Genomic DNA, 23,334 nt, shown 5'->3' on the forward strand with positions numbered 1-23,334 from the left:
TGGCCATTACCTCATATTCTAAATATTCTTGCTATAACAACTTTTTGTATGAGACGAAAATTTACGTAAAAGCACTTGCATAAAAACTAAAAACCGAATATTATTAATTTCGTTGTTTTAATTGTTCGTATTTAGGAGGTTGAACTTTTTGTTTCGACTAAAAGAAAATAATACTACTGTAAAGACTGAAATTTTAGCAGGTTTAACGACTTTCTGTACAATGGTATACGTTGTAATCGTTAACCCTTCAATTCTATCTATTGCTGGTGTACCTAGTGAGCAAGTATTTACAGCGACAATTATCGCTGCTATATTTGGTACGTTATGGTTAGCACTATTTGCAAATTATCCAATCGCAATGGCTCCTGGTATGGGTCTGAACGCATTCTTTACGTTCACGGTTGTCCAAGCTTCTAAAGGTGAAATAGACTATATGACAGCATTTTCTGCTGTATTCGTAGCTGGTATTATTTTCTTCATTATTAGCTTAACGCCTTTACGACAAATGCTCGTAAAAGCAATTCCAAATAACTTAAAATTAGCCATTACGGCTGGTATCGGTTTATTCATCGCTTTCATCGGTATGCGTTCAGCAGGTTTAGTGACAGGTGACGAATCAAACTTAGTAAAATTAGGCGATTTATCAAGCCCTATGGTTTGGTTAACAATCGTAGGTGTTCTTGTTACTGCTATTTTAATGATGTACCGTGTATTTGGTGCAATTTTCTGGGGTATGATTGTCACGGCAATAATCGCTGCAATTACTGGTAACTTAACATTTGATGGTGTTGTTGCAATGCCAGCATTACCAGAAGGTATTTTAGTATGGAATCCAATTGAAGCATTTGGCGATGTAATTAAATACGGCTTATACGGGACAGTATTCTCGTTCATTTTAGTTACATTATTCGACACGACAGGTACAATGGTCGGCGTTGCCAAACAAGCTGGTATTTTAAAAGATGATAAATTACCACGAGCTCGTCAGGCATTCCTTGGTGACTCATTATCAACAACGATCGGTTCAATGTTTGGTACAAGCCCAACAACAGCTTACGTAGAATCTTCTTCTGGCGTAGCAATGGGTGGACGTACTGGTTTAACGTCGTTAACAGTTGCAGTACTATTTTTAATTACTGCATTCTTCTCACCATTAGCGGGTGCGTTAGCAAGTGTTTCTGCCATTACTTCACCTGCATTAATTATCGTAGGTAGTTTAATGATTGGTGCTGTTCGGGGTATCGAATGGGATAAAGTTGAAGAAGCAATCCCGGCATTTTTAGTTATTTTAATCATGCCATTAACATCTAGTATTTCAACTGGTATCGCATTCGGGTTTATTTCTTACCCATTATTTAAGTTATTCAAAGGTGAAGGTAAAGATGTTCACCCATTACTTTACTTCTTCGCGATTTTATTTATTATCCAGTTAGTATTTATGCCTCACTAAAAACTTCGAGCCTCTCGTATAAAGCGAGAGGCTTTTTTATGTGCCAGGCATGGCAACTATCTAGGTGGTGAAAGTCCACTGTGGGGGTACAGATCAACCAACCACTAAGGAAGCGTGGAATAAAATCTTGGCTCGACGAACAGAAACTCTAATTTTACTTATCACTGCAGTTGGGGGATCATTTGGCACAGTATTTAAGGAAACTGGTGTAGGTGACCTGCTTCAGCAAATGAATTTAGGTGCTTTAGATGGTATCTCTTTTACAACTTACGAAATCGAATTATTAACTTAAAATGATAGGAGATGCCACAATTAAATAGGAAGCATCTCCTTTTTTCTGTTAATAAGTGGTTACCTTGGCTACTTTTTGAGCCGTGTAAATCCAGCGCTGCCACCAGGAGAGGTTGTCCTGATATTCTTCCACATCAAGAGTGTAGAGGGCATCTTCATTCTTCCAAAGTCGTTCAAAATATCGTTCCATATCCAAGGCGAGCGCGCTATCATTTGGAGCGAGAATGCGTACGTTATTTTCCAGGTTGTAATTCTCCAATGTTCGTTCCGTATAGTTGGCAGAACCGCTTGATATGATTGTTTGTTCCGCTGTTTGAATCCAGATGGCTTTTGTATGGTATTGGCCGACTACGGTGTTGTACCAGCGAATGTTGATTTGTTCTTTTGTATCCTCAAGCAGTTCGTTCACAACCGGTCGATTCGGCAGACCGGACTTTTTCTGGCCGAATGAGTTTTCATTTGGGTCTAGGATCATATTCACCTGCACGTCCCGGTTTGCCGCATCTGTTAAGGCGTTGACAATGTCGCGATGAGCAATAAAGAACATGCCAATCCAAATTTTATCTCCTGCTTTTGTCGCAGTTAGATCTTCAAGCAAGGCGTCCAAAATTTTCTTCTCGGTCAAATATTGTACAGCATACTGGCCGTCACCTTGCTGGGTTATATCAGCCCTCGGCAATTTCGGACCATCCGACATGAGCGATACCGCTTCTTCTGCCTCCAGTATATCGTTTATGACGGACCCCGTTACTTTCAAACCAAGATTTCCGTGGAAGCCACTTGCATCATGTGGGTTGGATGATGTAATAATCGCTTCCTTTTCCGAAACGGCCGCTTTGCGATGGTTGGCTTTCACGTTGAGCAGTTCCAAATAGGAAGATACGGTCATTTTTGGTGCTTTGCTTGACATGGCGTTGGCAATCCATCCTTTGTCGTCGTGGTCGAACCATTGAAAAATTAATCGGTATAAGCCTGAATAAATCGGCGTGGAATCCCGCAGCTGCTCTAAATCGGTGTAAACAATTTCTACCCCGGCTTCACGCATCTTCTTGAACCACGGGGTTTCATAGGAGTCATAGCCCTTATTGAGCGGATCGGTGATGAAAACAACCGGCATATCGGGGTTGTTTTTCTTTTTTTCGGCAAGCTTGTCAGAGAGGATATTCGCGATTGGCGGGAAATCTTCTTTTTCATCGAAATACCCATCCATCAAAAAGAAATCCACCACCACAAACTGTTCGGCTTCATCAATCAATGTATAAACTTCATCAAAAATATGATTCTCATGTTTCCGATTGCTCCCTTCCTGGTCTTGCGCATAAGTTAAATCTGTTAGCATTTCAATATTGTTTGTTCTGTGCAAGTCTCCTTCATAGGAAATGTCTTCCGGCAAAGGTTTATATGTATGCCATAACATTTCTCCTATATATAGCAAAATCAAAAGAAGTATAAGAGCGCTTATAACTTTATTTCTGCGACTCCAGCTGTTCCATTTCTTCTGAACTTTTTTCATTGAAATTCCTCCAATACTCTTGTACTTTTAGTTCCCGTGAACAAGCAAAGTTAAACAGCGGTAGCTTGCATGGCGGCTGGTAATTTTTATGAAAGTACTAGTGCTCCAAAAGATGAAAGATATCAAGTTAGAGGATGTAGAAATATTAGGGGTTGTCGTTTATGGTACGAAGGATGAATTAAAAGAAATTCTTGAGAATCCTAGCATAAAAGCTTCTTCACTTGGAGGAGTCATTGAAAATTATTAGGATAAAATGAAAGTAGTAATAACCTATATAACATGAGTGAAGGTACTCTGTATCCTGCATTAAAAAGACTTGAGAAAAAAATTTACTTCAATCTTATTGGGAAAATTCTGCGAGTGGAGGAAGAAGGAAAAGATTTCTTGGAAGAGGGTTGGACTGATGAGGAATCCACTCAAAGAGCATTGAAAAGCTTCGGTGAACAAAAATCATTAATTAATGGGTATCAGGAGGCCATATTTCCTTTCTATAGATTATATAAAATAGGCTCATGGATATTATTCGGTTTATATACATTAATTGTTTTGTATCACTTGCTAATAAAGAGAATTATTGTAAGACTATATGATTACATTATATGGGGAAGTAGTGCCCGTAATAATTTTTTCTTTTATCCAGAGAATTCAAATGGTTACTTTGATATTAGGGTTTGGCAAGAAAATTCTAATCTCGTACCTTTTCAAAATATGTTTTTTTACTTAAATAATACTGAAAATTTATACTTACGCGATATATTAAATAATACACTAGGGAATATTTTAATTTTCATACCTCTCGGTTTTTTCTTACCTATAATATTTAAAAGATATAAAAGGTCTTCAAAAGTAGTTATCATTTCAATCATGATCAGTCTTTCTTAGAAATTCTCCAATTTGCTTTGCAGCTTGGCCAATTTGATATAGACGATATTATCTTAAATGTTATTGGTAGCATAGTAGGCTATACAAGCATTAAGTTATGTTGTAGAATTTTGGTTTTTAGCAAAAATTTATATGTGCAAAAAACTACGAATTAACAAATCTGATGGTGTTTTATATTCTCAAGGGAAAGAGAAAGCTTAATTAGAAATATAATGCTTGTTCTTCAATAAAAGGTCAACCAGAAAAAAATCTGGCTGACCTTATATTACAATCGGACGCTTTTCTTGAAAACAAGGAAAAGTGCTTTTTTATTAGGCTCTGTTAAAGTTTAATTTTGATATTACTTATAAAATGGATGGAAGTCACATTTTTATAATATTTTGCTTATTAAACTAACGCAACCCTATATTTTAAGTATAATTGTTCACAAACCTATTAATTAAATAGTTACATCTACTTTTTTTCAATCGCCATACGCAAGTTCGAGATAACGCCAATAAGCAATACTAACGAACAAACCATTTTTTCAAAAGGTGTTCCAAACAATTGTTGTATAAATCCAAAAGACCAAAGTACAACAAAAAACCAACATATAACGGTTATTCCTCTTTTGTATTTATATAATTTAATTCTCCCAACAATCAACGTAAAAACTACTCCAATAATAGAAATAACGATATTTATTACAGATATTGGTAGCTGTTCAGCGAATGATTCAGACCTTCCACCATTAACCCATGTGTATGGAATACTTTTGCTTATAATAAGAAAGTGGATAAAGATAGTCAAAAAGTAAAAAATAATTCCCATAAATACAGCAGTTTTCATATTAATTTTCCTGAGTTTTTCTAAAATAGAATCACCTCATTTTTCTTCCTGTTTCAATTTTATGCGTTTAGTAATTGTTATAATCCTGTTTAATTGTTACCCAATGATAATTATGGCTAAAGAAATAAAGGATAATCAATAGCAAAACTATAGCTGAAATACAGAAAGAAGTTGACTTTACCGTCTTATCTCCAACAAGAATTTCTCACGATTGGAAATTAGAAATCAAAACTTCTCCTTGGCTAATGCTGCATATATGGACTGCAAGGACACAAAATTGATGGTCTAATTGATTTGAGAAAAGGATTCGATTAATTTGTGACGGTTCACCCCATAGTAAACAAGTTGATATAAACGGAAACATTGGATATTTTTGAAAATGGGGCAATAGCGGCAAAATAGATCATAATGGAGAACTTATCACTGGAGGGTTACTTAGATGTGCCCAAGATGGTCCTTCTGTAGAAATGCTGAGTTACAGTTTATCTCAGAATCATATGTTAGAAATTGCAAGGTCAATGAAATAACACTCTTCCACAATCGGGAGCGTTTATTTATTAACACGCTTTTTACTTTAAAGCTTACTTAATTAAAGATAAAGGATCTTTTACTAAGGTTATTCCTTGTGTGTTTATAAAAAATATATTAATCCAGCAAGCCCTAAAGAACTTAGTCCTACTAATCCAGAAATCATTCCTATCTTTGTTCTAAAATTCCTATGGTCTTCTGTTTCAGTATGAAAATTTGCCCTTTGTTGTTGTCCATCAGTCCAAGCGCCAATAAAAATACCGGAAATAATAATGCTAATGACGCCAACAATAAGAAATATATTCATCATTTAGGTACCTCTTCTAAATTCATTAATTTAATTACGTTTGAGAATATAAAAATGTTTCGCAGAATTTTACAGTTTTTCTCTATTAGATATAGCGATAGAAGCAATATATTTAGTCAATTAAATAGCTAATAGAAGGGTGTTCGTTATTAAACAATCGGGCGCATTTCGATACTGCACCCCAAAAGTTAGTTTTTCACTTTAACTTTTGGGGTGGAGTTCACAATAAGAAGATCGCATTTTTCCGTTATAGGGCCATTTTATTGAATAAAATATAATAAGTGAATTGGGTCTTTATGCTGTTATAGAAATTAGTGATAATATAAAGTACTGTTCGTTATATTGTATTTTAAGAGAAAATCAAAGCATTTACTAGAAGGAGATAAAAATGGAATTACTGGATCGATTAATGAAGAACTCGAATTACTGGATACGTTTTGAATTAGGACTTATTCAATTAGAGGGTAAGGAATATTTTGCAGAAATACATCATCGAGCAACCACTATTTTCAACACTTTATTCGACAAAAATGATGAGATTTTAATGGTTAATTTCATAAGTAATCATATTGATTATAAAAAAAATAATCTGCCTAGAATAATTCGATTTATACGTAATAAAAAAATGATTTACAGCTTGAAATGTAAAACGATTCCTTATGAATATGATGAAGAAGATATAGAAATGGAAACAAAACAATACAGTTTAAACGTAAAAAAAGATGATATTCGCTTACGTTACCTTATTCAATCAATAAGCAATCAAGATTTTGCGTTGAAGCCTATGATTAACGGATCTATATATTTGTTAAATTTAACGAAAGAAACTGTATTTCATATGTATGATGATCGAGGATGTGATGTTTATAGTTTTGATGAAGAAAAGTTACTGCCTTTGTATAGTAATTTTAAAAATTGGATTCTAGACTATGACCGCATACAAATTGATCGTAAATTTGAACAAGGCTTATTCAATCTTTATGAAACATCTATAGAAATGGAAGAAAGACTGGAATTAAACGAAAATAAGGTAAAGGAAATAGGTATTAACTTATTTCAGGTTAACACGTGTTACACCACCCATAAACTTGAAATTCCGAAAAAATATGCAGAAGAATGTCTAAGTGAGATGACACAAACAGGTTTAAAATTAATTTTGAACAGAAGGATAATGACATTATAATTAGTGCAACTAAGTTGGAGGCTCTAGCCCTTATCGATTATCAAAGTGAACTTATGACACTATATTCAAAAAAATATAAAGGGAAGTATAACGGGTGGTCAGTAATTAAAGCCTTTTAAAACGAGAGTGATAAGGTTCAATAGCCAATAAATTAATGTTCAATGTTCTATTTATCGTAGTACTAACAAGGAGTTTAGTAAAAGAAGAAGTTGATTTCAATTAGAGAATCGAATTTTTTATTCTAAATTAAATAGACTATAACCACAGGTGAATTGATGAATGGAACATATTTTTGGTCAAGTAATATGGTACTTATAGATCTAGTAAGTCGAGAACGAATTGTTGAGGTTATTAACTATATTATCCAAAATAATGAACTTAATTCTGTTTTTGCTAGATGCTCCAATGTTGAAAATGAAAACGACCATTTATATCCTGAAGGATTCTTTGTTCAAAAAATTTAATAATTCGTCTCATTCTTCATTAACTAATGTGGTGCTTTAGAAAAAAAATGAAATCATTTACAGCTCTTTCGTATTTCCTACTATTCAACAAACGGTCTCAATTCATTAATAAGGATTGTTTCTTTTCCGTTATAGGGCCATATTGTTGAATGACAGTTTTAAAAGAAGGTATACACTTGAATTAATTGACAAGATTGTTGTAGAACAGAGGAATAAAAAATAAAATGAAAACGATGTGATAATAAGGAGACGGAATGAATAAAGTTGAATTTTTACAAAGTCTTGAAGAGGTTGTTGTAGCCCCTCTCTTTATAGGTAATAGTGTTGACGACCTCGACAAAGAAATTGAAAATAATACTTGGTCAATTTCTATTAGTGGCGAATTAGCAACAAAGTTAATAGTAAAAGATTTTATCAATTTTTTCGAAAAAGTAATATCCAACAGAAGTGAACAACTTAGAGATTCAAAAATTGGACACGATATGTTTTTATATGTTTGGTTTGATTGGCAATCTGCACAAATAAAGTTTAATTTAATATCAGATTATAATCATGGCCTACCATTTAGCAGTGATATTGAAATTATAGATGAACTTAAACTAATCATTGCAGAATTTCTAAGGTTTCCATATCACGATGGTATTGAAATTGAAGTGATAACAGACGTAGATGAGGAAATAGAAGAGGATATTAGAAAAGAACTTTTGAAAGTATTCCTTTATAAAATAAACGGATAATTATTCTTGAAATTAAACTAGCTAATAGAAGCTAATCGTTATTCAATTATAGGAGGCAATTCTTAGGTAGAAATTGTACTCTTTTTATGATTAGAACCATATTTTGTTGATTCAAGATCTTGATATCTTTGTTTAAGATTAGAAGTGGAAATGTACTGATATTTTACTCGAAGTAACAGGACAAGACTGCTTATCTAAACAAAATGTAGAATGAAGAGGGAGATAAATGAAGTTTTTCACAAATGATGTAAATGATATGAACGGATATTTGGACCAATTAAAGCAAATAAGGTCACGCATTCATAATGATGCATATATGTTTTTTTCTTCTGATTCCTTTCACGATGCCCACATTTTTTCACTTAAAGTTAAAAATAAATCTAATCCTGATATTTAAAAGGAAGAAAATGACCCTACCTTAATTGAAGTACATTTTTTACACTCAAGTGGTGCGGAATACTTGGTTAAATGGATAGGTGTAAATAAATTCACTATGGATTATGACATTCAAAGAAATACTTATACTAATAGTAACGAAATAGCATTTGATGGTAAAAGAGGTATAGGTGATTGGATGGTCGATGAATTAACAGCTTATGATAGTGAATACCTTTGCCACGAGATATTGCTTGCTTCTAATACAACCATAATAATTCGCTTCAGAGATATTGAAGTGTTTAAGTTATAATATCTCTTTAACTAACAAGTGCTTAGTTAATAACATTCTTCAACAATCGGGTGCGTTTCTGTAAAAAGGATCAGCGCTCGTTTTCATTTAAGGGGCAGATTGTGGAGGAACGTTTTCACGTATTAATGTGGAGTAATAATAACTAAGTAAGAAGGCTTACGGTTGAAATAAAGCGAGAGTATAAGACCTATATTAAATGATAATTAATAAAGTTAAATTGCTAAAAGTGAGGGTGTCAAACGTTGTTAAAGAAAAGGAAAGGTAAGATAAATGAAATTGTTTATAACAATACTGCTTACAATAACGGGAAGTTTAGACATTTCCCAACTATTACAGGGTTAAAGTACATATTAGAAGAAATAATTAATTCCAATTCAACAACAGCTTACATCAGAATTACTCCATTTTATATAAATGAGCGATTGAATCAACAAATTGAATTTGAAGAATATATGTTTTATCTAGAATGCAGAGACTGGATTGATAAGGAAGTTCTGAAAAAGCACATAAAAGAATGTATTAATGTTCCCGATAGACAAAGGCAACTTAATGATTTTGAACTAGGGGCAATCTTATATCCACTGTGCCAAAAAGAAGATACTACTTCATTTAAAAGTGCACTTGAGAAATACGAAGAATATTTAAATGAACTTCTCCTAAAAATGATGGAAATTGCAAAATCAGTAATGAATTTAAGTGAAGAACACTTGCCCTTTGGCTACTTCTGCTTCGAAATTCATAGTGAATAAAACCGTATGCCAATTTGTAGAGAATTTAATTGGTTATTTACTCCACTTTCAGGCGCTTGGAAGGATTGCACTTAAACTAATACGCGGAATAAGTTCAACAAAAAAATACTAATTTAAAGGAGTTGAGGTAGGATAATGAACATTGAAAAGGACATTCAAAGACAGTTTTATAATGTTTATAAAGGACTAATTGGTGTCTCAGAGTTCGAAGAATGGGTTTATAAAACACCAGAAATTGAGAATGTTTATGGTGTTGAGTTTTACTTCAACTTACTCGATTTAAATTATAAAAGTAGATTTAGAAAAAATGATTTAGAAAAAGTTATTGCAACAAAAATCCAACTTGGGGAATTTGAACAGATTCGGGTTGTTTCGCTCTTGGAAAAAATAATTTATGAAGAAGATGATTTAGTAGATGTGTTAGAGCAAATATATGATGATTATTGTAGAGGATATTCGTTCCTAAGATATTTAGGGCTTAATTATGCAGCTGGAATTGGAGAACTTGATAGCTTACGACAAAAAGGTAAGTGGGATAACAAGATATTTGATAGTAAGCGAGTAATGGTAAGTAATATAAAACCTAAAATGGTTTTAGAAGCGAGAAGATTGATATCCTTTTTTCAGATTGGACAATTAAGTATAACTGTAGAAAATAAGTATAATGATTTTCGAACGGAAGAAGATAGGATAGAACTAAATAATATTGAAGAGATGTTTAATGATTAATTGTTGTTATGCTAAAGGTAGCAATAACTGAACTAAACAATTTATTCCATAATCTGGCGCGTTCTTGAAATAAGAAATGCGTCTTTCTTCATGAAAAGGGCCAGATTGTTGAATAACAATTACTAGGCAAAGTAGATTTGTGGAGGTTTACACTTAACTATTGAGTAACGGTAAATGCAGATTTACAACAATAGGCAATTCTGATTAGAACTGTAGTAATTACAGTTCCTTCTGAGAAATAAGGGATTATTAGTCGAATAAGTAGTCTTAAGCGACCTAACCTACCTACAACATTTTGGAACAATCTGATAAGAGGTTGTTCCTTTTTCCACTTATACTCTATTATACAGACGGTCATATAAAAAATTATATTTTTTCAAACCGACTGAAAGGTAGCTTCGTCTAAGATATATGAGGGGGTGACAACTAGATGAATGAACTAAACCAATTGGCGGTGACAGATGAAATGATGCTGGATGAGCGTGAGCAGATCATTGATCAATTAATGCGTGAATACAGCGATGATATCCTGCATCTTGTATATACATATGTAAAAAACCGAACCATAGCAGAAGATTTAGCACAAGAGATATTTATAAAGTGTTATGAAAAATTAAATCAATTTAATCAGCAGTCAACAATAAAAACTTGGGCTTATCGCATTGCGAGTAATCATTGCAAGGACTATTTAAGAAGCTGGCATTATCGAAAAATAACGCTTAGCAATAAAGTATTTGACCATATCCCGTCTAAGTCAAAACAGGTGGAAGAGGAGGTTATCAAGCATAGTGAAGAAAATAGCTTAACGAATGCCGTCATGAATTTGCCTCTAAAGTACAGAGAAGTCGTATTTCTACATTATTATGAAGAACTGTCTTTAAAAGAGATAAGCAAGATTACTTCAGTAAATATAAATACATTAAAAACGAGATTAAAGCGTGCGAAGGAATTATTAAAAGACAAGATGATAGAGGAGGTTTAGGAGATGAATGATCCATTTAAGAACCTGAAGAGTTCGATGGAAAAATCAATATTCAAGGATTTTTCTTTTTCTAATGAAAGAAAAAATGCCGTGCGTGAAGCCATTCGTACGAATCAGCAATCACAATTTCATACAGAAACCATTATAGCACTATTAGAATCTGTTCAGCATGAATCAAAGGATGGCTACAATATTTCCGTCCAACTTTTTCAAAAACACGAACGTGCTTTCCAAAAAAATGAAGGGCAGCTTTATACACTGCTACATCTATTAGAAAATAAAGAAATGCTTACTTCAAATTGGATAAATGACAAGAAATATTATTCTTTAAACTCTAAAGGGAAAAAATACTTAGCTACTTATAAACAAGAAACCACTAAACAAGGATTATCCCTTAATCCCTTCATAACGGAGGCATCTTTATGAGTTCTCCCAAATTTGAAGAATTTTTAAGCAAAGTGACTTCCAAAGTCAAATCTAAAGAGGCACACAACAGGATAAAAAAAGAGCTTACTCATCACCTGCAAGAGTTAAGTCAATCTTACAAAAAAAGAGGATTTTCTGAAGAAGAGTCAGATGAAAAGGCCATTCAAGAAATGGGAAATCCATTTATTATTGGAGAGAAATTAAATCCTCTTCATAAGCCAAAAATGGATTGGATTCTAATTGCTTTATTTGTTATTTTTGCTAGTATCAGTTTTCTCCCGTTAGTTGGTGGAATTCCTGGGATTTCATCATCTATCACCCATATTATGGGGAGACAAGGTATCTGGTACTCCTTAGCCGCTCTTGTAATTATTGGGGTTCTTTCCTTTAATTATCAAAAATCAAAGAATTGGTGGATGCACTTTTATGCTATCGGCTTGTTCATTCACGTATATCTCTATTTATTTGGATATACGGTCAACGGAGCAAAAAGATGGATTTCACTTCCAGGCCTAACGGTCGATGGCACGATATTGAGTTTATTTTTCTTTTTCCTGGCTTGGGCCGGTATTTTTAACAAAATAAATGAGTTTCGCAGTTGGAAAAAACAAGGATTTCTTCTTGTATTATTTTGGATGCCCATATTGCTCTACATGATAGTGCCAAACTTTATGGTTGGGGTCATTTACTTTTTCTGTTTACTAGGAATGTTTACAGTTGCACGTGTTCATAAGAAATTAGCTATCAACCTATTTGTATCAAATCTAGTGGCTGGTATCATCTTCATCATTATGATTATTACTACGACCTCACACCAAAGTTATTTGCTTACTAGATTATCTACTTTTATAAACCCAAATGCCGATCCAAATGGAGCCGGATATATGTATATGGTCGTTAGGAATGTCCTTGCAGAAGCGGGATGGTTCGGTAACGGACTTAATAATGATTTGAAATTTCAATTGTTGCCAGAATCACATACAGATTTTGCTTTCCCCTTCCTCGTCTATTCTCTTGGTTGGACATTCGGAATCGGTCTTTGTTTGGTTCTGCTGATTTTTATTTTAAGAATCTCAAAAAATGCATTTAAAACAAAAGATCTTTATGGGAGATTAATCGTCATCGGTGGTGCTGTATTATTTGCCGTTCCTACTACTTGGAATATATTGATGGCCTTTGGTATCGTGCCCATCATGGAAGTTTCCCTGCCGTTTATTAGTTATGGAGGAAGTGCAATCCTCTTTTACGCTGCTGTTTTAGGGTTCATTTTAAATGTTTATCGAAGAAAGGATATTGTAGAACCCACGATAGCAGATGATATAAAGATTTATAGTCAAAAATCTGAATGATGATAAAAAGGGCGACAGCTAAATAATAGTTGTCGCCTTTTTCTTACTCTCGAAGTACCGGTAATTTGATGAAATAATTGGTTTTATTATTCAGAACAAATTTAGTTATTCCATGAAATGGCGCGATTCTTGAATTAGAATTGTGCTTTTTCAGCAATAGTGCCAGCTTGTGGGTGCGACAAGTTCCTGATTCAAATGAGATGTGGTTAATACAAAGCTCTTCTTTCCATTATTTCTCGCCTTTTAAAAGCAGAAATTATAGCTGAAGGTTTTCCAACAAAAGGAACGCCTCAAGGTGGAATATTATTGCCACTCCTATCGAACATTGTATTAAATGAACTCGATTGGTGGGTGAGTAATCAATGGGAAAACTATGAAACACAGAAAGTTTACAAATGTAAAATGACTAAAAATCAAGCGTTAAAGAAGTCGTACTTGAAGCATTTCTATATCGTGAGGTATGCAGATGATTTCAAGATTCTTTGTCGTACACGTTCACAAGCAATGCGAATGTTCAATGCAGTTAAAGATTTCCTCTCCACACGATTAGAGCTAGAGATAAGCAATGAGAAATCGAAAGTTGTGAATCTATAGAAAAATTATTCTTCTGAATTTCTAGGCTTTCGTATTAAAGCACATTCATCGACTAATCTAGCTTAAAGACCCCGAGAAAATAATGGTACTCATGAAAGTACTACAACTAGATATAAAGCAACTAAAGTATTTCCACATTACATCTTGTCCTTTCGTAAAAATAGAATGAATTGAAATAATTGTAACGCCGTATGCGGTGAAAGTCGCACGTACGGTATGAGGTGGGGGAAAGCTGGCGATAACGTCAAAGGCTTACCTATCACGATAGTAACTCTTGAATTACTTAGTAGACTAAATACAGTGCAATCAGATTCTTTAAAAACCTAATTAATAAGCTTTACAAGGACACTATTCCGTATTACTATATACAGGTAGATAGTATTACTGAATAACTGTGATACAGAGTACTGAAGAAAGATAAAGAATACAAATAGGTGATAAATTTGGAAAATAATACAGAAATGCTCAAAGGAGTACTCGAGGGTTGTGTGCTTGAGATTATTAGTCGAGGCGAAACATACGGCTATGAAATTACGCAGCAGCTGCGAGAACTTGGTTTTACTGATGTAGTTGAAGGCACAGTTTATACGATTACCATGCGATTTGAAAAAAACAATCTTGTGGACATCGAGAAAAAGCGGTCCACAATGGGCCCCCCGAGAAAATTTTATACACTCAATGCAGTAGGTCAAAAGCAACTTGAAATTTTTTGGGGGAAATGGGATTTCATCTCCAGTAAGATGAATGAACTCAAAACTAAAGAAATCAAAAGGGAGAGAATACAATGAACTTTTTTGAAAAAATAACCGGCAGCGATATGACTAAAGAAATGAAAAATTTTGAAGCAAGAGTAAAAATTTTGCCAGCTGAATACCAAACTGCTTGGGAAGAAATCAAAAGTAATCTCTGGGTTCACGGAGATTTTACGGGTCGAAATCTGATACCAATTCTTGAGTGTGCTCTTGAATTGCTTGAAGTTACATCAGCAGACGGCCAAAGCGTTGAAGATGTGCTAGGAGATGAAATCAAAGGATTCTGTGCAGCGCTTGTTGGGGACGAAGGCGCTAGTACTTTTAGAGATAAATGGCGTAATCAACTCAACAAGAATATAGCAAGAAGGTTAGGAGGACTGAAATGAATATAAAAAAAATAATTGAAGAAAAAAAAGAATGGAGAGCTCATGTTTCGCGTGTCAAGGCTCTTCCACAAGATTACCAAATTGTCTATTTTGAGATGCAAAAATATCTTTTCAAAGTAGGTCCTGTTGATCTAAACAATGGGCTACTCTCAGAAATTATCAGCTTCTTTGAAGAAGGTGTAGCTGCTGGCAAAGGTGTAATTGAAATCACTGGTTCAAACGTTGCTGCCTTTTGTGATAGTCTGATTGAAGATTCAAAAACTTACGCGGATCTCTATTTAGAATCCCTTAAACAAAAAGCAGATAAGGCTATGAAAAAATAGAAGAAACTATAAAATTTAAAACTAAAGCTATTTGCTGCACAGTACAAAGACACTATGCAATAGCAAATAATATTCAGCGATCGGGCGCGTTTCCTTGAATTGAACTGCTCCCCAATTGTTAGACACATCTAACAATTGGAGGGGCAGTTTTTTTATGGCGAAATATACATCTGAAGAAAAATTACAAGCAGCTCTACGCTACTTAAAAGGAAATGAAAGTTCAGTCGAAATTGCTGAGTCAATTGGGACTGACCACACAGCGTTTCTAAAATGGGCGAAATTATATAAACATCATGGTGTAGAAGCGTTTATTAAACGGTATACAAATTATTCTGCACAGTTTAAACTAGACGTTACTTAATTACATGATTGAACAGGGTACGTCCTCTCGTGAAACAGCAGCTATCTTTAACATACCTACTCCCTCTACACTTGATAGCTGAAAAAAACAATTTGAAACAAAGGATTTGATGCCCTTCAATCAAAGAAAAAGGGGCGTCCTTCCATGAAAAAAGAAATGAAAAAGCAGCCTAAAAAACCACCAGTAAACTAAAAAACTATATAAATTATTACAACACGAAACGAATGAAGGCAAAATTAAAAATGAGTCCAGTGCAATACCGAATTCATTTCACACAAGAAGCCTAACGAATAACCGTGTCTAACTTTTAGGGGTCACTTCATTTCTCTGACTGACCTTATAATATGACAGGGCCAGATTATGGAGCAAAGCTTGGTTATATTAGTAAGAAAAAGTTGTGAATCAGAGGACAATTTCTAAATTAATGAAATTGTCCTTTTTTGTAAATTATTTACTTTTTTAAACCAGCAGCATATGCAAGTCCTTTTATTGTCATGGTCGAAAGAATATTTGCCATTTCAAGAGGGGATTCCTGTCTGCCACTTTCTAACCATTTCTGAATCACTCCGATATGTGCAGATGCAATATAGGATGCTAAGTACTGGCCAGGAACAAGCAAATTTTCTTCCCTAATAAATGAATTCGGACCATCCGAAAAAATGGTTTTCCACAAAAATTCCTTAAGTCTTGATTGAAAAGTTAAATTTCCTTTTGGACCTAACATTGCTTTCATAAATTCACTATTTTGATTGATGTACTCAAGTGTTGCAATGGCGATAGGGTTTGGTGCAAGAGTTGGTGTATCAGATTCAAGTACCTCAATAAGCCCTGGGAAGTTCTGATTAGCTATTCTGGTCATTTCATGCATAATCTCTTCCTCACATTTTGTCATTAAATCAAATTTATCTTGATAATGTGCATAAAATGTACCTCTATTTATTTTAGCTCTTGTTGTTATATCTTTAACTGTAATCGCTTCAAATCCTTTTTCCTCTATTAAGGCCACCAAGGCATCTCGAATGGATTCTTTTGTACGAATTACACGCAGATCTGCACTATTATTTTCTTGCAAATTAATACCTCCTAAAATTATATCCGACACATATATGATAAGTGTTCCTTAGACGACATATTTTTTATTTTTGATTATTGAAAGAAACCTGATAATCCAATTATAATTTGAATACAACAATAAAACAACACGTTGTTGGTTTTGTATAAGTAAAAGGAGGAATAAAAAAATGTTTAAAAATAAATTAGTATTAGCTTTGCCACTTATTGCATTGGCAATTATATTTCTATTTTCGATGACATTATTTCCATCGATTCAGCCACAACCGAAGAATTTACCTATTGCAATTGTGAATGAAGATGAAGGGGTGCAAATTCTCAATCAACCATTAATGAATATGGGGCAATCTATTGTTGAAATGATACAAGAGTCTTCAGCAGCAACAGATGATGAAGATCCTATGGTGAAATGGGTAGAAGTAAAGAGTAATGAGGAAGTACAAAAAGGGTTAGACGATCAAAAGTATTACGCTGCTTTGGTCATTCCAAAAGATTTTAGTGCAAAGCAAGCATCATTGCAGACGCCAGAACCTTCATCACCTAAAGTACAAATATATATTAATCAAGGAATGAATATGCCAGCTTCAACTGTAGCGGGACAAATCTTGAATGGCGTAGTTGAAAACATGAACAACATGGTCCGTCAACAATTAATCGATGGATTTGAAAAACAAGGAGCAACTTTGACAACGAAACAGGCAGAAATCCTTGTAGCTCCAATTGTAAAGAATGTCACAAATGTAAATGAAGTCGGTAATAATACGGCTAACGGAAACGCTCCTATGACTCTGTTCCAGCCATTATGGATGGGAAGTTTAGCTACTGCAGCGATTCTCTTTTTTACCGTTAATAAAATGACACTGGCTACAAGAAAAGAAAGACTTTGGACAAAAATAGGTCAAATTTTAATGGCTACTTTGGTGGCATTAGTTATCGGATTCGGCTTTACCTGGATTGCTGGGCAAATAGTGGGTTTGAATATTCCAGTTTTCATGGATACAGCATTATTCTTGGCGGTTTCATCAATTAGCTTTATTTTAATGATTTTAGCTGTATTTTCGTTAATAGGGTTTAGAGGAATGCCAATCTTTGTCTTAATATTATTCTTCGGCGCACCTTTGCTTGCATTAGCACCTGAAATGATGCCTGCATTCTACCAAGATTGGGTATATCCTTGGCTGCCAATGCGATTTATGATTGAAGGTTTAAGAAAACTTTTCTTCTTCAATGCTGAATTATCATGGGATATGATTTCTATCCAAGTTACAATTGCTATAACAAGCATGCTCGTTATATTGGCTAGTATTTTCAAAAAGAAAAAAGAAACTGAAGTTGAAACAAAAGTAGAGACTGATGCTCAAGAGGTATAGAAACAAAAAATCAAATTTATTTCTTTCTTTAGAATCTTGGAATAGTAAGTTGAAAGGGAAAATCACGGTTGATAGTTGATTCAGAATCCATATCTTATTTATAAGAGAGTTGCCTTTGGTAGCTCTCTTTTTTGCATAGTGGAAATGATTAAAAAGACCTGAAAAATTGAAAAATCACAAGAATCTTGAAGTAAAAAATTAAAAAATAAAAAGCAGATGGATAAATTCCACTGCTTTTTACTGAATAAGGTTTACTAAATTCACTCGGAGGTTAGGTTAATGTCGGTAATACTACGGTAAATATACTACCTTTATCTATCTTACTCTGTACGATTATCTCACCTTCGCAAAGTTTTACAATACGTTTTACAAGTGGAAGTCCTAGTCCATTTCCTGCTTCCGAATGTGAAGAGTCTCCCTGATAAAATTTATCGAAAATACGATATGTCGTCGTTTCATCCATTCCAGGGCCATCATCTTGTATAACAAAACGAATTTCGTTCTTTTCATTTACTAGACTAATATGAATTAAGCCACCTTGATAGGAAAATTTAATTGCATTATCCAAAAGATTAAGCCAAATTTGCTGTGTCAAATCCTCATTTCCACAATAAATTACTTTATCTAATTCTACATTTACAGTAATTTCCTTTGCAGACCATCTAGGTTCCATTAAAACGATTGCCTTTCTAAGCTGTTCATCCAGCCTAAACGGAGTTTTATCCACAATAATTTCAAGGTTTTCGTATTTTGATAACATGAGTACATTGGTAGAAAGCGTAGATAAACGCTCTGATTCGGTTATGATAATGTCAAGAAATTCCAGACGTTCTTCTTCTGAAAGGTTATTTTCCTTGAGAAGTTTTGCAAACCCTCGTACAGATACAATAGGTGTTTTAAATTCATGAGAAAAGTTGTTGATAAAATCACTTCTCAGTGTTTCAATAGTTGAAAGTTCTTGAGTCATTTTATTAAAGCTTTGAGAGAGCTCTTCTAATTCTCCGATGCCTTTCAAATCTACCTTGACGTTAAAGTCACCGTTTGCAACCTTATGTGTAGCATCTATTACCTTGTGAATAGGAGTAAGCGCTTTTTTACTAAAAAAGGCTGTAAAAGCTGTTCCAAGCAAAATGCAGAGTCCAAAAAGAACAAATAACAAGAGTAGTGGGTAATTTTTGTTTCCACTAGGACTAGGAAGAGAAAGAACACCCATGTACTCTAATAATACAACACTACTACCGATAAGTAGAAATGTCACCACCATAACAACAAATACAAATATGACCAGCGTTATGGCAAGGCTTACTCTCTTCTTAAGAAATTCTTTCACCCATTTTTCACCGCCTTATAGCCAAGACCTCTTACTGTAACAATTTCAATTTCTGGCCAACCTCGAAATCTATCCCGTAATCGGTTGATATGAACATTCAGTGTGTGGTCATCTGTTTCGGATTCCATCCCCCAAATCTCATCCATTAGTTGAATACGGGTAAAAATCATGTTTGGATAAGATAGTAGCTTAAATAAAAGATAAAACTCTTTTTGCGGAATTGAAATAGCTTGATCTTCGCGAGATACCGTGAGTGAATCATAATTAAGTACAACTTTTCCGATGGTTAGTTTATGTTCGCTGGCAATCTGGGCTCTCCGCAAAAGCGCCTTAATTCGAAGTACCATCTCTTCCTCATCTACTGGCTTCGTCATATAATCATCAGTACCTGCAAGAAATCCTTGTTTTTTGTCCTTTGGCTCTTGCTTGGCTGTTACCATTAAAATCGGTAGATTCTTCCACGAGAGGCGAAGTTGACGTGTTAATTCATAGCCGTCCATATTGGGCATCATTAAATCAAGCACTACTAAATCAATTTGATGCTTTTCCATTAAATTAAGTGCAGCCACGCCATCCTCGGCGCCGTAGGTCTCAAAACCGTTCTGTGTTAAAACCGCACACATTAACTTTCGGGTATTTTTATCATCTTCTACTACTAATATTTTAATCATATATAGTGACCTCCAACTTAGTATAGTTAATTAAATTATAACTATAAAATGTAAACTGAAAATAAATTAGGTTTTTTCGTCCAGTTGATATTCAGTTTACTTTGTCCTGCTATAGTATGGTTGTTCAAAAATTGGAGGAATATTTATGCTGAAACTCAAACTGCGAAATATTAAAAAAGCGGATTCTAGCGGTTCTATATACGGGGAGGAAAGGGTATGACCTTGTCGCCTGCTTTCCGTAAACTAGTGCTCACTCTACACATAATCTCTACAATGGTATGGCTCGGCTCAGCTGCGGCTTATATACCCATAGCAAGCTATGTCCTAACTAATCAAGGTGCCCAGATGATAAGATCCGGTATCCAGATAATGTCCATGGTTGTTAATTTTATAGTTCTCCCCGTGGCTTTTATATCACTTTTCACTGGTTTGGTATTATCGCTTGGCACTAAGTGGGGGCTATTCCGTCATTATTGGATTTTGATTAAGCTTTTGCTTACGGTCTTTGCAGTCTCTATGTTGGTTGCCTATACAGTAGAACTTAGCCATGCGGCATCCATAGCAGCCCAAGGAACATTGACGAGTATGGACATTGAAATATTGAAGGCTCCGATTCACATCACCCACCCGAGTGGAAGTGTGTTTATAGTTCTTGTGGCAACAATTTTGTCTGTATACAAACCAAAGGGTGTGACGAAGTATGGGTGGCGGAAGCAACAGGAAGTAAAAAGAAAGACAGACCCGATACCACATTCAACTCCACGCTGGTTAAAAAGGATTGGATTAGCCGCCGTGATAATACTCTTACTAATCATAGGTCTAGTCACGTTCATCTAGGAGTTCAGTAAGTTAAGCTCTTACTGCAGTTAGTCTCTAGTCTGAGCAAAAACATATGAAATTATGAAAAGAAATTGAGGGAAATAATGAGTAAAATTGCAATGATTATAGGTGTTACATTGATTTTAACTTTTTACGGAGGTACAAGTTTTTATATTGGAAGAAAAATATATCAATGGCTTAAATTGCTTATCCCGCATATAAATGGAACGACATACGTAGTAATTTACGGTTTTTTCGCACTTTCGCTCATAATGGTATTTTTACCACTACCGACAGCAATTAAAGGTTTAATGAGCTGGATAGGCTCATATTGGATGGGGATATTAATATATCTGTTACTTTTCTTCCTCGTGGCGGACTTAGTTATCTGGCTATTAAGTATCTTGAAAATAATACCTACGCCTATATCTCCAAATATTCATTTTAGTGCAGGTTTGGCTGCTATTTTGTTAACAATCAGCTTTGTTAGTTATGGCATATATAACGCAAATAGGATTAAAAACGTTTCCTATGATATAGAAATGGAAGAAAATGCGGCTGGCATGAAAATAGTTTTAGTAAGTGATTTGCATTTAGGTGCCGTAAATTCCGAAAAACGTCTTGAAAACGTAGTTGAAAATATAAACAATCTTGAGCCGGATCTTGTTTGTATAGCGGGAGATATTTTTAATGATGATTTCAACACTTTAAAAAATCCAGAAAAAGCAATTGATTTACTGAAGAGTATCAAGTCGGAATACGGGGTATATGGCAGCCTTGGAAATCATGACGGCGGAAAAACGTTTAATCAGATGATTAAATTCCTAGAGAAAAGCGAAATACGGCTCCTAAATGATGAGTACGTTGTCATAGATGAACGGCTTGTTCTGTTCGGTCGAGTAGATCCTTCACCGATTGGTGGTTTTGGTGGGATGGAAAGAAAAGAAATTACAGAAATCTTAGCTTCACTTGATACCACATTGCCAATTGTAGTCATGGATCATACGCCTACCAACCTCGAGCAATATGGTGACGAAATTGATTTAATTCTTGCTGGTCATACGCACCGTGGCCAAATATTTCCGGGCAACTTAATAACAAATGCAATATTTGATGTCGACTATGGACATTATCAAAAGGATGCCGACAGTCCACAAGTAATCGTTACATCTGGTGCAGGTACTTGGGGAATGCCAATGCGGGTAGGATCAAATAATGAAGTTGTAAGTATTAATTTATATTAGAAAGATTCAAAGAGTGCATTTAAAAGATAAAAAGATTAAGTAAAAGGGGACATTGTAGTGGAAAAAAACTGAAATCATTACTAGAGGTAATTGTTTCTATTAATTAGTGGACCAAATGATTGGAGTGCTTAATATAAATGTTTAATTTGTTTAGTGAAAAAAAGGAAACTTTAAAAAACTTAGTAGAAATTTGCGTATCCAACAGGGCATATTGTGATTCTGTGGTTTACGATTGTTTAGTAGGAAGAGATGATGTTGTAGTGAAAGATAGAGGGTGCAACTCATATTGTGAAATTTGTGACTATCACTTTTATGCATTTGTAAATGGTGAACTTATTTCTGAAGATAGTGCTAATGAGTTATTAGAAGATATTGAAGAGGAATTGAAACTAAATTCAATTCAATAGAATAAAATTTGCACTTTAAGCTATGAAGTTCATACGCTGTCCGTATTCATTTTATATACTTCATTTATATTTATGATTGTATTCCGATAATTGGCTAAAAATTAAGTTACTAAGGAGCTTTTTATAATGGAAGATAATATAGAAGTAAACTTTGCAGAGTTAAAAGTAATTAGAACAGAAATTACAAAATTTATGATGTCTTATAAATTTGCATTGGAAGAGTTGAATACCAAAATTAATATTTTAAAGCAGGAATTTCAATATGTTCACGACCACAATCCAATTGAACATGTAAGTTCTCGTTTAAAATCTCCTGAAAGTATCATAAAGAAGCTAAATACAAAGAACTACAACTTATCTTTGGATTCAATAAAAGAGAACGTAAGGGATATCGCTGGAATACGAATTAGCTGTTCATTTATCTCAGATATTTATGAATTGAGTGAAATGTTACAAAAACAGCAAGATCTTAAAGTCATTGAAATTAAAGATTACATTAAACAACCGAAATCAAATGGATATCAAAGTTTACATTTAATTTTGCAAGTTCCAGTTTTTATGACAAATCGGGTAGAAGAAGTTTTTGTGGAAGTTCAAATTAGAACGATAGCTATGGATTTTTGGGCAAGTTTAGAACATAAAATATATTACAAATATAACAAGTCTGTACCAGAGCGCTTAAAAGAAGAATTAAAAGAAGCGGCAATAACTGCAGCACTGCTCGACAATAAGATGGAAAGACTCCGTAAAGAAATGAATGAGCTAAGAGATGCCTCAAAACAAATTAGCAGTATAGAAGAGATTAGTATTAACAATCAGCAATTTGTCTTACCACATGATTTGCTCTCACTTTTTCAAACAGAAAAAGATAAGGAGAAATAAATCCATTAACAGGAGGAA

General features: G+C 34.2%; 27 protein-coding genes and 4 pseudogenes. 25 read left to right on the forward strand and 6 right to left on the reverse strand.

Features of this window, described 5'->3' with window-relative positions:
* Positions 1 to 148 precede the first annotated feature (148 nt).
* Positions 149 to 1,450 (forward strand): NCS2 family permease, encoded by a 1,302-nt coding sequence (locus C1N55_RS06875; protein ID WP_137728138.1) that lies wholly within the window; start codon positions 149 to 151, stop codon positions 1,448 to 1,450.
* Between the two features lie 127 nt (positions 1,451 to 1,577).
* Positions 1,578 to 1,742, forward strand: coding sequence for a hypothetical protein (locus tag C1N55_RS06880; protein WP_168193753.1), 165 nt, complete (start codon positions 1,578 to 1,580; stop codon positions 1,740 to 1,742).
* A gap of 48 nt (positions 1,743 to 1,790) precedes the next feature.
* On the opposite strand, the gene C1N55_RS06885 is transcribed toward C1N55_RS06880, so the two are convergent.
* Positions 1,791 to 3,254 carry a phospholipase D family protein gene (locus C1N55_RS06885; protein WP_137728140.1) on the reverse strand — a complete coding sequence of 488 codons (1,464 nt, stop codon included), beginning with the start codon at positions 3,252 to 3,254 and terminating at the stop codon, positions 1,791 to 1,793.
* A gap of 88 nt (positions 3,255 to 3,342) precedes the next feature.
* On the opposite strand from C1N55_RS06885, the gene C1N55_RS06890 reads away from it, so the two are divergent.
* The 3 genes and pseudogenes from C1N55_RS06890 to C1N55_RS20655 all read left to right on the forward strand — a co-directional run bounded on the left by C1N55_RS06890 (position 3,343) and on the right by C1N55_RS20655 (position 4,291).
* Positions 3,343 to 3,501 carry an anti sigma factor C-terminal domain-containing protein gene (locus C1N55_RS06890; protein WP_137728141.1) on the forward strand — a complete coding sequence of 53 codons (159 nt, stop codon included), beginning with the start codon at positions 3,343 to 3,345 and terminating at the stop codon, positions 3,499 to 3,501.
* Positions 3,502 to 3,509: 8 nt separating this feature from the next.
* Positions 3,510 to 3,631 (forward strand): annotated as a pseudogene (locus tag C1N55_RS20995) (helix-turn-helix transcriptional regulator); the annotation flags it as partial.
* Positions 3,615 to 4,291, forward strand: a pseudogene (locus tag C1N55_RS20655) (VanZ family protein). The pseudogenes C1N55_RS20995 and C1N55_RS20655, both read left to right, overlap by 17 nt.
* Before the next feature lie 298 nt (positions 4,292 to 4,589).
* Here C1N55_RS20655 and C1N55_RS06905 read toward each other — a convergent pair.
* A complete protein-coding gene (locus tag C1N55_RS06905) occupies positions 4,590 to 4,964 on the reverse strand; it encodes a hypothetical protein (protein WP_137728142.1) in 375 nt (124 codons plus the stop codon).
* Between the two features lie 631 nt (positions 4,965 to 5,595).
* On the reverse strand, positions 5,596 to 5,802 hold the full coding sequence (locus tag C1N55_RS06915; protein WP_137728143.1) for a DUF5316 family protein: 207 nt from the start codon (positions 5,800 to 5,802) through the stop codon (positions 5,596 to 5,598).
* 385 nt (positions 5,803 to 6,187) lie between these two features.
* Between C1N55_RS06915 and C1N55_RS06920 the strand changes: the two genes are divergently transcribed.
* The 15 genes and pseudogenes from C1N55_RS06920 (at position 6,188) to C1N55_RS21000 (ending at position 15,809) form a co-directional block, all read left to right on the forward strand.
* Complete coding sequence (locus tag C1N55_RS06920) at positions 6,188 to 6,982, forward strand: DUF3885 domain-containing protein (protein WP_137728144.1); 795 nt, start codon at positions 6,188 to 6,190, stop codon at positions 6,980 to 6,982.
* A 275-nt stretch (positions 6,983 to 7,257) separates the two neighbouring features.
* Positions 7,258 to 7,446, forward strand: coding sequence for a hypothetical protein (locus C1N55_RS06925; protein WP_137728145.1), 189 nt, complete (start codon positions 7,258 to 7,260; stop codon positions 7,444 to 7,446).
* A 254-nt stretch (positions 7,447 to 7,700) separates the two neighbouring features.
* Complete coding sequence (locus C1N55_RS06930) at positions 7,701 to 8,183, forward strand: hypothetical protein (protein ID WP_205758519.1); 483 nt, start codon at positions 7,701 to 7,703, stop codon at positions 8,181 to 8,183.
* A 460-nt stretch (positions 8,184 to 8,643) separates the two neighbouring features.
* Entirely contained in the window at positions 8,644 to 8,871 is a 228-nt protein-coding gene (locus C1N55_RS06935; RefSeq protein WP_137728146.1) for a hypothetical protein, read from the forward strand.
* A 242-nt stretch (positions 8,872 to 9,113) separates the two neighbouring features.
* Positions 9,114 to 9,620, forward strand: a complete 507-nt coding sequence (locus C1N55_RS06940; protein WP_137728147.1) for a hypothetical protein — start codon at positions 9,114 to 9,116, stop codon at positions 9,618 to 9,620.
* A gap of 135 nt (positions 9,621 to 9,755) precedes the next feature.
* The gene (locus C1N55_RS06945; RefSeq protein WP_137728148.1) at positions 9,756 to 10,349 is read left to right on the forward strand and encodes a hypothetical protein; all 594 of its coding nucleotides are present in this window, start codon (positions 9,756 to 9,758) and stop codon (positions 10,347 to 10,349) included.
* A gap of 430 nt (positions 10,350 to 10,779) precedes the next feature.
* A complete protein-coding gene (locus C1N55_RS06950) occupies positions 10,780 to 11,331 on the forward strand; it encodes a sigma-70 family RNA polymerase sigma factor (RefSeq protein ID WP_137728149.1) in 552 nt (183 codons plus the stop codon).
* A 3-nt stretch (positions 11,332 to 11,334) separates the two neighbouring features.
* Positions 11,335 to 11,757, forward strand: coding sequence for a PadR family transcriptional regulator (locus C1N55_RS06955; protein ID WP_137728150.1), 423 nt, complete (start codon positions 11,335 to 11,337; stop codon positions 11,755 to 11,757).
* Positions 11,754 to 13,106, forward strand: coding sequence for an FtsW/RodA/SpoVE family cell cycle protein (locus C1N55_RS06960; protein WP_137728151.1), 1,353 nt, complete (start codon positions 11,754 to 11,756; stop codon positions 13,104 to 13,106). The genes C1N55_RS06955 and C1N55_RS06960 overlap by 4 nt, the downstream gene beginning before the upstream one ends.
* A gap of 213 nt (positions 13,107 to 13,319) precedes the next feature.
* A pseudogene (locus C1N55_RS06965) lies at positions 13,320 to 13,697 on the forward strand (reverse transcriptase domain-containing protein); the annotation flags it as partial.
* A 446-nt stretch (positions 13,698 to 14,143) separates the two neighbouring features.
* Complete coding sequence (locus C1N55_RS06970; RefSeq protein ID WP_137728152.1) at positions 14,144 to 14,488, forward strand: PadR family transcriptional regulator; 345 nt, start codon at positions 14,144 to 14,146, stop codon at positions 14,486 to 14,488.
* Positions 14,485 to 14,838 (forward strand): DUF1048 domain-containing protein, encoded by a 354-nt coding sequence (locus tag C1N55_RS06975; protein ID WP_137728153.1) that lies wholly within the window; start codon positions 14,485 to 14,487, stop codon positions 14,836 to 14,838. Before C1N55_RS06970 ends, C1N55_RS06975 begins: the two co-directional genes overlap by 4 nt.
* A complete protein-coding gene (locus C1N55_RS06980) occupies positions 14,835 to 15,161 on the forward strand; it encodes a DUF1048 domain-containing protein (RefSeq protein ID WP_137728154.1) in 327 nt (108 codons plus the stop codon). Before C1N55_RS06975 ends, C1N55_RS06980 begins: the two co-directional genes overlap by 4 nt.
* Before the next feature lie 154 nt (positions 15,162 to 15,315).
* Positions 15,316 to 15,699 (forward strand): annotated as a pseudogene (locus C1N55_RS20755) (helix-turn-helix domain-containing protein); the annotation flags it as partial.
* Between the two features lie 23 nt (positions 15,700 to 15,722).
* A complete protein-coding gene (locus tag C1N55_RS21000) occupies positions 15,723 to 15,809 on the forward strand; it encodes an IS3 family transposase (protein WP_137730563.1) in 87 nt (28 codons plus the stop codon).
* 164 nt (positions 15,810 to 15,973) lie between these two features.
* Here the strand turns inward: C1N55_RS21000 and C1N55_RS06995 are convergent, their stop codons facing one another.
* Positions 15,974 to 16,594, reverse strand: a complete 621-nt coding sequence (locus C1N55_RS06995) for a TetR/AcrR family transcriptional regulator (RefSeq protein WP_137728156.1) — start codon at positions 16,592 to 16,594, stop codon at positions 15,974 to 15,976.
* Positions 16,595 to 16,763: 169 nt separating this feature from the next.
* Between C1N55_RS06995 and C1N55_RS07000 the strand changes: the two genes are divergently transcribed.
* A complete protein-coding gene (locus C1N55_RS07000; RefSeq protein WP_137728157.1) occupies positions 16,764 to 17,963 on the forward strand; it encodes a YhgE/Pip domain-containing protein in 1,200 nt (399 codons plus the stop codon).
* A gap of 271 nt (positions 17,964 to 18,234) precedes the next feature.
* On the opposite strand, the gene C1N55_RS07005 is transcribed toward C1N55_RS07000, so the two are convergent.
* Both C1N55_RS07005 and C1N55_RS07010 read right to left on the reverse strand, forming a co-directional pair.
* Positions 18,235 to 19,293, reverse strand: a complete 1,059-nt coding sequence (locus C1N55_RS07005; protein ID WP_240758395.1) for a HAMP domain-containing sensor histidine kinase — start codon at positions 19,291 to 19,293, stop codon at positions 18,235 to 18,237.
* On the reverse strand, positions 19,290 to 19,964 hold the full coding sequence (locus C1N55_RS07010) for a response regulator transcription factor (protein ID WP_137728158.1): 675 nt from the start codon (positions 19,962 to 19,964) through the stop codon (positions 19,290 to 19,292). The genes C1N55_RS07005 and C1N55_RS07010 overlap by 4 nt, the downstream gene beginning before the upstream one ends.
* Positions 19,965 to 20,366: 402 nt before the next feature.
* Between C1N55_RS07010 and C1N55_RS07015 the strand changes: the two genes are divergently transcribed.
* From C1N55_RS07015 to C1N55_RS07030, 4 genes are all read left to right on the forward strand, one after another.
* A complete protein-coding gene (locus C1N55_RS07015) occupies positions 20,367 to 20,801 on the forward strand; it encodes a hypothetical protein (protein WP_240758396.1) in 435 nt (144 codons plus the stop codon).
* An 86-nt stretch (positions 20,802 to 20,887) separates the two neighbouring features.
* On the forward strand, positions 20,888 to 22,027 hold the full coding sequence (locus C1N55_RS07020) for a metallophosphoesterase (protein WP_137728160.1): 1,140 nt from the start codon (positions 20,888 to 20,890) through the stop codon (positions 22,025 to 22,027).
* A 137-nt stretch (positions 22,028 to 22,164) separates the two neighbouring features.
* Positions 22,165 to 22,434: a DUF1450 domain-containing protein gene (locus tag C1N55_RS07025; protein ID WP_137728161.1), complete on the forward strand. Its 270-nt coding sequence runs from the start codon at positions 22,165 to 22,167 to the stop codon at positions 22,432 to 22,434.
* A gap of 126 nt (positions 22,435 to 22,560) precedes the next feature.
* The gene (locus C1N55_RS07030; protein WP_137728162.1) at positions 22,561 to 23,316 is read left to right on the forward strand and encodes a GTP pyrophosphokinase; all 756 of its coding nucleotides are present in this window, start codon (positions 22,561 to 22,563) and stop codon (positions 23,314 to 23,316) included.
* The last annotated feature ends 18 nt before the right edge of the window (positions 23,317 to 23,334 follow it).

This window comes from Lysinibacillus sp. SGAir0095, assembly GCF_005491425.1.
Lineage (GTDB): Bacteria > Bacillota > Bacilli > Bacillales_A > Planococcaceae > Ureibacillus.

Excerpts from the sequence above, each read along its gene's own strand:
- C1N55_RS06885 (WP_137728140.1), bottom strand. The coding sequence starts at position 3,254 with ATGAAAAAAGTTCAGAAGAAATGGAACAGCTGGAGTCGCAGAAATAAA.
- C1N55_RS06890 (WP_137728141.1), top strand. The coding sequence starts at position 3,343 with ATGAAAGTACTAGTGCTCCAAAAGATGAAAGATATCAAGTTAGAGGAT.
- C1N55_RS06905 (WP_137728142.1), bottom strand. The coding sequence starts at position 4,964 with ATGAAAACTGCTGTATTTATGGGAATTATTTTTTACTTTTTGACTATC.
- C1N55_RS06915 (WP_137728143.1), bottom strand. The coding sequence starts at position 5,802 with ATGATGAATATATTTCTTATTGTTGGCGTCATTAGCATTATTATTTCC.
- C1N55_RS06920 (WP_137728144.1), top strand. The coding sequence starts at position 6,188 with ATGGAATTACTGGATCGATTAATGAAGAACTCGAATTACTGGATACGT.
- C1N55_RS06925 (WP_137728145.1), top strand. The coding sequence starts at position 7,258 with ATGAATGGAACATATTTTTGGTCAAGTAATATGGTACTTATAGATCTA.
- C1N55_RS06930 (WP_205758519.1), top strand. The coding sequence starts at position 7,701 with ATGAATAAAGTTGAATTTTTACAAAGTCTTGAAGAGGTTGTTGTAGCC.
- C1N55_RS06945 (WP_137728148.1), top strand. The coding sequence starts at position 9,756 with ATGAACATTGAAAAGGACATTCAAAGACAGTTTTATAATGTTTATAAA.
- C1N55_RS06950 (WP_137728149.1), top strand. The coding sequence starts at position 10,780 with ATGAATGAACTAAACCAATTGGCGGTGACAGATGAAATGATGCTGGAT.
- C1N55_RS06955 (WP_137728150.1), top strand. The coding sequence starts at position 11,335 with ATGAATGATCCATTTAAGAACCTGAAGAGTTCGATGGAAAAATCAATA.
- C1N55_RS06960 (WP_137728151.1), top strand. The coding sequence starts at position 11,754 with ATGAGTTCTCCCAAATTTGAAGAATTTTTAAGCAAAGTGACTTCCAAA.
- C1N55_RS06975 (WP_137728153.1), top strand. The coding sequence starts at position 14,485 with ATGAACTTTTTTGAAAAAATAACCGGCAGCGATATGACTAAAGAAATG.
- C1N55_RS06980 (WP_137728154.1), top strand. The coding sequence starts at position 14,835 with ATGAATATAAAAAAAATAATTGAAGAAAAAAAAGAATGGAGAGCTCAT.
- C1N55_RS07000 (WP_137728157.1), top strand. The coding sequence starts at position 16,764 with ATGTTTAAAAATAAATTAGTATTAGCTTTGCCACTTATTGCATTGGCA.
- C1N55_RS07010 (WP_137728158.1), bottom strand. The coding sequence starts at position 19,964 with ATGATTAAAATATTAGTAGTAGAAGATGATAAAAATACCCGAAAGTTA.
- C1N55_RS07020 (WP_137728160.1), top strand. The coding sequence starts at position 20,888 with ATGAGTAAAATTGCAATGATTATAGGTGTTACATTGATTTTAACTTTT.
- C1N55_RS07025 (WP_137728161.1), top strand. The coding sequence starts at position 22,165 with ATGTTTAATTTGTTTAGTGAAAAAAAGGAAACTTTAAAAAACTTAGTA.
- C1N55_RS07030 (WP_137728162.1), top strand. The coding sequence starts at position 22,561 with ATGGAAGATAATATAGAAGTAAACTTTGCAGAGTTAAAAGTAATTAGA.